Annotated in this window: 1 protein-coding gene; it reads right to left on the bottom strand. The window is 67.6% G+C overall.

Features of this window, described 5'->3' with window-relative positions:
- Nucleotides 1-649 (bottom strand): DUF692 domain-containing protein (locus tag TX83_RS20675; protein WP_064749873.1); only part of this gene is annotated, 649 nt, incomplete at both ends.

Raw genomic sequence — 649 nt, 5'->3', positions numbered from 1 at the left:
TGCGTGTCGACCTTCAGATCCTCGGCTTCGTCGTAGTGGCCGGCGACGTGCAGGTAGGCGATGCGTTCGGCCGGCATCGCGGCGAGGAAGGCGCGCGCGTCGTAGCGGTGGTTGATCGAGTTGACGTAGACGTTGTTGACGTCCAGCAGCAGATCGCAGTCGGCTTCGGCGAGCACGGCGAGGGTGAACTCGATCTCGCTCATCTCCTGGTGCGGTGCGGCGTAGTAGGAGGCGTTCTCGATCGCGATCCGGCGCCCGACCAGGTCCTGGGTGCGGCGGACGCGCGAGGCGACGTGGCGCACGGCTTCTTCGGTGAACGGAATCGGCAGCAGGTCGTAGAGGTGGCCGTCGTCGCTGCAATAGCTCAGATGCTCGCTGTAGCAGACGACGCGGTGTTCGTCGAGAAAACGGCGGACCCGGGCGAGGAAGGTCTCGTCCAGCGGCTCGGTGCCGCCCAGCGACAGCGACAGGCCGTGGCAGAGCAGCGGATGGCGCGCGCTGAGTTCGCGCAGGGCTTCGCCGTAGCGGCCGCCGACGCCGATCCAGTTTTCCGGTGCGCATTCGAGGAAATCGAAATCTCCGTCCGCGGCGGACTGCAGCGGGCCCAGCAGGGCCCGCCGCAGGCCGAGGCCGACGGCATCCGGTTTCA

The organism is Lysobacter antibioticus HS124 (genome assembly GCF_000336385.2).
In the GTDB taxonomy this organism is placed as follows: domain Bacteria; phylum Pseudomonadota; class Gammaproteobacteria; order Xanthomonadales; family Xanthomonadaceae; genus Lysobacter; species Lysobacter firmicutimachus.
Note: the sequence above shows the minus strand (reverse complement) of the source record. Positions and strands in the feature narration are given on the sequence as shown.